This is a genomic window from Stenotrophomonas sp. 05L44_2 (assembly GCF_056665995.1).
In genome coordinates this window covers 1-7,695 of the sequence record NZ_JBFTNR010000113.1, presented here as the reverse complement: position 1 = coordinate 7,695, position 7,695 = coordinate 1, and the positions used below count along the sequence as shown (strand labels likewise).

The window sequence follows — 7,695 nt, the reverse complement described above, 5'->3', positions numbered from 1 at the left end:
ATCAACTGACGCACGATCCGGACATCATCAAGTGCACAGACACCGGAGCGTTCATTCCGCGTGGCCACTGGATGTGGCGAGACTATGAGACGTGGATCCTGGCTGGCAACGCGCCCTCGCCAGCGCCGCCGCCCTACCCGGCGGGATCCACCGAGCACCTCCATCTGCTGCGCCGCCAGGCGGAGCAATGGATGTGCGAGTACGTCCAGACACTGGGGCATACATCCATAGAAAGCTGCTGTAGCTACATCAGCAGCGTGATCTCGGGACTCTCCTGCGAGGCCCGAGCGATGGTGGCGTGGCGCGATGCAGTCAATCTGGCATTGACAAATCTGACCATCGCATCGCCCGAAGATGCGCAGACCTGGGAACAGATCAGGCAGAAACTACCGCAGCCGGAGACATTCGACTGGGTGTGCGGGACTTCCGACGGCGGTCCGCCGGAGCGCGGGCCCGCAGGAATCTAGAGGAGCGTTCATGGCAAGAAAAATCATCGACCTAGATACCATTCAAGCGAATGGTAAACGGGGTGAAACACAGCGCCCGGCATTCACCAAGGTCAACGACAACTTCGCCGACGTCTACGCAGGCCTGGACGGCGTACAAGCCGCCGTGGACGGCCTGGAAAGCCGAATGGCAGGCCGCAACCGCCTTATCAACGGTGACTTCCGGGTCTGGCAAAGGGGTACGGCGTTTTCCGCATCTACCGGTGCCCGTCCTACCGCCGATCGCTGGCTGATGAACGCGCAGGCGACCACTCTCTCTGCATCGCGCGACGACATTGCGGCAGGCGGTGGTGCGGCGGGAAGGCTGATTGCAGGTTCCCGTCACCTGCTGAAGCTCGTCGTCGAAAGTGTTGCCGGCGCCGACAGCATGGCACTGGTGCAGCAGCGCATCGAAGACGTGCGTACGTTCGCGGGAAAGCGGGTCACCGTCAGCTTCAAGGCGAGGGCCACGGTCGACAACTTCAAGGTGGGCCTGGAATTCCAGCAGTCGTTCGGCACCGGCGGCTCAACGGCAAGGGACAGCATCGGCGGCGGCGTCACGCTCGATACGATGTGGCGCTGGCACCAGTTGACCGTGGATGTGCCTGGCATCGCAGGGCAGACCCTGGGCGCCGACAGCTATCTACAGCTCAGCCTGTGGATGGACGCGGGCGCGAACTTCGCCGGTCGCGCGTTCGGGGCGGGACAGAAGAGTGGCGTGGTCTATCTGGCTGAAATGCAGGTCGAGGAGGGTGACACCGCGACCGATTTCGATCGCCGGCCCGAAGCGCTTGAACTGTTGCTGTGCCAGCGCTACTACGAAACAGTTGATGTGAACCGGATCCTGGGAATCACCTACACCGCCAACGGCGATTCGCGCGCCTGCATCCCGTTCAAGGTACGCAAGCGCTCGGCGCCCAGGATCACCTCGCCCTCCACCGCGCTCAACCTGGTGGGCTTCGGCTCCGAAGGCAGTCTCATCAACTTCAACGGCGGCGATCCGGGCTGGCAGTCCACCGTGGACGCGGCCGTGTTGTCCTCGATGTCCAACAGCATGCAGCAGTACGGAGTAGTCGTGGTGTGGTCGACCACCTCCCAGGTCCTGGTGCACGCAGACGCGGAGCTCTGAGCCATGAGCACAATCACGACCGAAACCGGCCGCGTCAGCGGCTTCACCACCAATGCGTCACTGCGCCCCGGACACCGTGTCATCGTGCCCTGCGGTCAGCCGTCCCATCCCGTACCGCCTCATCCCGCCACCGCCCAGGAGCGCACCTCATGATCACCGCCGATGCCCAGCAACTCGAGCCGGGTAGCCGCATTACCGTCTTCGAACTGGACGCCAGCAGTTTCGGTGCCGACCAGCTGTTCTTCCACGCGCACCTGCAGAGCGGTGTGATCATCTGGCAGGGGCAGGAGTACGGCCCCTGGCCGATCGAAGCCAGCGGCTTTGAACGAACCAGCGACCAGCCGCCGAACCCCAAACTTCGGGTCAGCAACATCGATGGCCGCATCACCGCGATGTGCCTGCTGTTCGATGATCTGGTCGGCGCCCGTGTCATCCGTCGGCAGACGCTCGCCAAGTATCTGGATGCAGCCAACTTCGAAGAGGGAAATTCCAGCGCCGATCCGGCAGAGCACTTCCCCGACGAGGTCTGGTTCATCGAGCGCAAGGTCGGTGAGGACAAGCAGACGGTGGAGTTCGAACTGACCACGGCCATCGATCTCAACGGCGAACAGCTGCCTGGTCGGCAGATCATCGCCGGCATGTGTGGCTGGCTGGTGCGGGGTGGCTACCGCGGCCCCTACTGCGGCTACAACGGTCCGGCGGTTGCCGATGGCGACGACGTGGCCACCGATGATCCCGCCCGCGACCAGTGCGGGGGCCGTGTGCGCAGCTGCAAGATGCGTTTCGGCCAAGACAAGCCTTTGCCCTATGGCGGCTTCCCGGCCGCTGGCCTGCTTCGTTCCTGATCCCGCTCTCCGACTTTCCACTTCAAGGCCCGCTCGCGCGGGCTTTTTTCATGGGTGAAACATGCAACCAACAACCCTGCAGGCCATCCAGGCACATGCCGTGGCCGAGTACCCGCGCGAGTGCTGCGGGCTGATCGTGGCCATCGAAGGCCACGAGCACTATCTGCCGTGCCGCAACCTCGCGGGCACACCCAGTGAACACTTCCGCCTGCCGGCCGAGGACTATGCCGTGGCCGAGGACAAGGGCGAGGTGCTGGCCCTGGTGCACAGCCATCCCGACGCAGCCGCCACACCGTCCGACGCGGATCGGGTGATGTGCGAGCACAGTGGCCTGACCTGGCACATCGTCAGCGTCGGTCAGGTGGATGGCGAGGCACCCGAATGCGGTGACCTGCAGACCATCCAGCCGAACGGCTATGTTGCGCCGCTGGTCGGCCGCCAGTTCGCCCACGGCGTGCTGGACTGCTACAGCCTGGTGCGCGACTTCCATGCGCGGGAACTGGGCATTTCCTTGTCCGACTACACCCGCGACGACGACTGGTGGGACAAGGGCCAGGACCTGTACAGCCTTGAACGACTGCATGCGGAAGGCTTCGACCTGATCGAAGGCGAACCGCGGCGTGGCGACATGATCCTGATGCAGATCCGCTCGCCGGTGACCAATCACGCCGGCGTGTACCTGGGCAACGGGCAGATGCTGCATCACCTGCACGGTCGTCTTTCCGAGTCCGTGCCCTACGGCGGCATGTGGGCCGAGCGCACCCGTTGCATCGTCCGCCATCGCGAGGTGCGCCATGACTGACCGTCTTCGTACCATTCGCCTGTACGGCAAGCTGGGCGCGCGCTTCGGGCGCAAGTTCCGGCTGGCGGTGAACAGCCCGGCCGAGGCCGTGCATGCCCTATGCGTGATGCTGCCTGGGTTCCAGCAGTACCTGATGGCTGCAAAGGCCAAGGGCATGGAGTTTGCCGTGTTCAACGGTAAACAAAATCTCTCCCGGGAGCAGTTGCACGACCCGCCGGGGCAGGATGACATCCGTATTGCGCCGGTGATGGTCGGTAGCAAGCGGGGTGGCGCGTTGCAGACAATCGTGGGTGTCGTTCTGATCGTCGTCGGTGTGGTGGTAAATGCGTGGACGGGTGGAACCGCTGGCACACCCTTCATCAAGTTCGGCATAAGCATGGCGGTCGGCGGCGTTGTTCAGATGCTCTCCCCTCAGCCGAGAGGCCTGAGCGCCAAAGACTCCCCCGAAAACGCGCCCAGCTACAGCATGAACGGCACCGTCAACACCCAGGCACAGGGCAATCCCGTACCGGTCGCTTACGGCGGCCATGACAAGAAAGGCATGTTCATCGGCTCGGCCGTGATCAGCGGCGGCATCCTGGCGGAGGACCAGTTTTGAACCAGATCATTCATTCCGCACAGCGTGAGCGCAGTGCACCCATACCCACATTGGTGGGTGCAAAGAAGGGCGCCAGCAATGCACGCACGCCGGTGGAAACGCCGGACAGCCTGCACTCGATGGCAGTGGCCCGCATCATCGACCTGGCCAGTGAAGGCGAGATCCGCGGGCTGGTAGCGGGCAAGCAGTCGATCTACCTGGACCAGGTGCCGATCGAGAACCCGGACGGCACGCTGAACTTCTCCGGCGTGGACGTGCAGACGCGCTCAGGCACCCAGGACCAGGAGCACATCAGCGGCTTCCCCTCGATCGAGAACGAAGTCGGCGTCAACGTCGAACTGCGCAGCGATGCGCCCGTGGTACGCACCGTGTCCGGCGCCGATCTGTCGGCGGTGCGCATCCGCTTTGCGGTGCCCGCGCTGCAGAAGACCAACACCGAAAACGGTGATACCGAGGGCTATCGCATCATGTATGCGGTGGACCTGTCCACCGACGGCGGCCCGTTCAGCACCGTGCTGAACGACGCTTTCAGTGGCAAGACCACCAGCCAGTACGAACGCAGCCGCCGCATCGATCTTCCGGCAGGCAGCCAGTGGCAGGTGCGCATCCGACGGCTGACCGCGAACGCCAACAGCAGCACCATCGCCGATACCGTCAACGTGCTGTCGATGACCGAGATCATCGATGCCAAGCTGCGCTATCCCAACTGCGCGCTGGCGGCGGTGCAGGTCGATGCCAGCCAGTTCCAGAACATTCCCACGCGCTCGTATCAGCTGTGGGGGCGCATCGTACGTATTCCGTCCAACTATGACCCGCTCACCCGCGTCTACAGCGGTGTGTGGGATGGCACCTTCAAGAGCGGCTGGACCAACAATCCGGCGTGGGTCTTCTTCGACATCGTCACCAACGATCGCTTCGGCCTGGGTCATCGCATCCCGCTGGACTGGGTGGACAAGTGGCGCCTCTACCAGATCGCCCGCTACTGCGACGAACTGGTCAGCGATGGCCAGGGCGGCAGGGAGCCACGATTCACCTGCAGCCTGTACCTGCAGACCCGCGCTGAGGCATACAGGGTGCTGCAGGACATCGCCACCATGTTCCGAGGCATCAGCTTCTATGCAGCTGGCCAGGTCATGGCTTCGGCCGACATGCCCAAGGACCCGCTGCTGACCTACAGCCAGGCCAATGTCATCGAGGGTCGCTTCCACTATGCAGGCAGCAGCCGCACGGCGCGGCACACCGTCGCTCTGGTGTCCTGGATCGATCCGGATGATTTCGGCCGGCAGAAGGTCGAAGTGGTACAGCACCTGCCTGGTGTCGCCCGCTATGGCATCAACCAGACCGAAGTGACGGCGGTGGGTTGCCATTCGCGTTCGCAGGCGCAGCGCGTGGGCAACCACATCCTGCACACCGAGATGCTGGAAACCGAGACGATCAGCTTCTCGGTGGGGCTGGATGCCCTGGGTTGCATGCCCGGCGACATCATCCAGGTGGCCGACCCGAACCGCGCCGGTCGCCGCAATGCAGGGCGCATCCGCAGCGCGGGTGCGCGCACCTTGGTGCTGGACCAGCCGCCGGAGAAGATTGAAGCCGGTGATACCCTGCGTGCGACGCTGCCCAATGGGCATTCCGAAGCACGTACCGTGCAGTCGGTTGATGGCGAGACGGTCACCGTCACCGCGCCGTGGTCGGCAGTACCGGTCGCGCAGTCGGTCTGGGCACTGGAGTCGCCGGAGCTGGCGCTGCAGCAGTACCGCGTGCTGTCGATCAGTGAAGGCGAAGAGCTGACCTACCAGATCACCGCGCTCAAGCATGTGCCGGGCAAGTACGCCGCCATCGACGATGGCACGCGCCTGGAGCAGCCGCCGATCAGCATCGTGCCACCCAGCGTGCAGCCGCCGCCAGCGAACGTGCGGATGGCCTCGCATGTGGTCGTCGACCAGGGTATCGCCACTTCCGTACTCACCATCGAGTGGGACGCGGCGGACAAGGCGATTGCCTATGACGTGGAATGGCGTCGTGGTGATCTCAACTGGGTCCGTGCCGGCCGCGTGGGTACGCAGAGCCTGGAAGTGCGCGGCATCTACGCCGGCCAGTACCTGGCCCGGGTTCGTGCAGTCAATGCGCTGGGAGCGGTGTCGCAGCCGATGGTCAGCGCGCTGACGACGATTGAGGGCAAGACCACGCCACCGCCAGCGCTGTCTTCGCTCACGGTCCGCAGTCGCGTTTTCGGCATCGAGCTGGACTGGCAGTTCCCTGTTGGTGCTACCGATACCGAGCGTACCGAGCTCTGGTACAGCACCAGTCCTGACCGTGCAGCGGCCATCAAACTCGGTGACTTTGCCTATCCGCAGGCACGGCACCAGATGAATGGCCTGGCGGCCGGCGCACGTTTCTGGTTCTGGGGTCGCCTGGTTGATCGCAGCGGCAACATAGGTCCATGGCACCCGGTGGGCGCTGGCGTACTGGGAGAGTCCAGCAGCAACCAGGCGGACTATGACGCCTACTTCGCCGGTCGCATCAACGAAAGTGCACTTGGCCAGCAACTGCAGCAGAAGATCGAGCGCGTCAGCGAGGTGCTGCCGCTGGTCTGGGATGCGGAGGCGACCTATACCGCGGGCCAGACCGTCATCCATGACGGCCGGATCTGGAGCTGGCAGGACACTGCAGCGGGCAACGAAACGCCGCCGGGCACGCATTGGAAGGATGTGGGCGATGCGATCGCCGATGCCGGTGCCATTGTCGGTCGGGTCGATCAGCTTGAGATGGATGTCACCGAGGTCGATGGCAAGGTGGCTGCGCAGGGGCAGAAAGTCGATGGCCTGTTCGCCCAGGTCAGCGACCACAGTGCGGGCGAGGAGGACTACAACGTCGGTGAGAACGACGTTACCGCCGGCGCCATCACCGTCTACAGCGTGATGGCCGAAAAGGACGCGGCGCTGGCCAAGCGCGTGGACACGGTTGAAGCCTCCATCGATGGCGTACCTGGCAAGATCGAAGGCGTCAGCGCGGCCGTGCAGCAGGTCTCGCAGGCCGTGGTGAATCTGGATGGCAAGGTCAGCGCGACCTATACGGTCAAGGCGCAGATCAGCAGTGCAGGTCAGATCTACATGGCCGGCATGGGTCTGGGCGTGGAGCAGCAGCCCGATGGCAGTTACCAGAGCCAGATCCTGATGCAGGCCGATCGCTTCGCATTGTTCAACACCAACAGTGGCCAGGTCAGTGCGCCGTTCGTGGTACAGGGCGGGCAGACCTTCATCAGCCAGGCACTGATCGGCACTGGCTGGATCCAGAACGCGATGATCGGCGATGTGATCCAGTCCAACGCCGTGGGGGCCGATGGTCAGCCCCGATGGAGACTCGACAAGAACGGCACGTTGACGATGAGCGGCCCCGAGAACGGTGGCCGCCTGACCATCAATGACAGTGTCATCCACGTTTACGACAGCAGCGGTCGCGTGCGCGTCCGCATGGGGATCTGGTGATGGCAACAGGTATGCAGATTTTCGGCCCGGATGGGCAGATGTGGTTCGACACCAATGATCGGGCCGGAAAGGTGATGGGTGGCATGACGATCACCGGCAATTCCCAGAGTCCGGTCGGCCTGGCGGGGCTGGGGCAGCCATTTGCCATTCTTCCCAGTCCGACGTCCGACAGCTGGCAGGACCAGAACGGAAATCAGTTCTCCGCCCCGAACATGGGCGTCATGTCGTTCATTGATGGGGGCAACACGCTGATGATGCGGTTCACGTTCTCACCGATCGCCAATCCCTCCACTTACATTTTCTATGGAACYTTCTGATGTCCGTCGGTCTTGAAGTCACCAACGATAGTGG

7 protein-coding genes are annotated in these 7,695 nt (G+C 63.6%); all 7 read left to right on the top strand.

The genetic code is table 11. The features are described 5' to 3' along the window. Positions 1-467: hypothetical protein (locus tag AC1VAN_RS05930; protein WP_480985445.1), on the top strand; the 467-nt coding region annotated here is incomplete at its 5' end. Between the two features lie 145 nt (positions 468-612). Next, on the top strand, positions 613-1,614 hold the full coding sequence (locus tag AC1VAN_RS05925; protein WP_480985444.1) for a hypothetical protein: 1,002 nt from the start codon (positions 613-615) through the stop codon (positions 1,612-1,614). A 149-nt stretch (positions 1,615-1,763) separates the two neighbouring features. After that, positions 1,764-2,459, top strand: coding sequence for a phage minor tail protein L (locus AC1VAN_RS05920; RefSeq protein ID WP_312962815.1), 696 nt, complete (start codon positions 1,764-1,766; stop codon positions 2,457-2,459). Between the two features lie 61 nt (positions 2,460-2,520). After that, positions 2,521-3,261, top strand: a complete 741-nt coding sequence (locus AC1VAN_RS05915; RefSeq protein ID WP_032978202.1) for a C40 family peptidase — start codon at positions 2,521-2,523, stop codon at positions 3,259-3,261. Further along, positions 3,254-3,859 (top strand): tail assembly protein, encoded by a 606-nt coding sequence (locus AC1VAN_RS05910; RefSeq protein WP_282280315.1) that lies wholly within the window; start codon positions 3,254-3,256, stop codon positions 3,857-3,859. The genes AC1VAN_RS05915 and AC1VAN_RS05910 overlap by 8 nt, the downstream gene beginning before the upstream one ends. After that, a complete protein-coding gene (locus tag AC1VAN_RS05905; RefSeq protein WP_032978208.1) occupies positions 3,856-7,344 on the top strand; it encodes a TipJ family phage tail tip protein in 3,489 nt (1,162 codons plus the stop codon). Before AC1VAN_RS05910 ends, AC1VAN_RS05905 begins: the two co-directional genes overlap by 4 nt. A gap of 11 nt (positions 7,345-7,355) precedes the next feature. Then, entirely contained in the window at positions 7,356-7,661 is a 306-nt protein-coding gene (locus AC1VAN_RS05900) for a hypothetical protein (RefSeq protein ID WP_263929836.1), read from the top strand. The last annotated feature ends 34 nt before the right edge of the window (positions 7,662-7,695 follow it).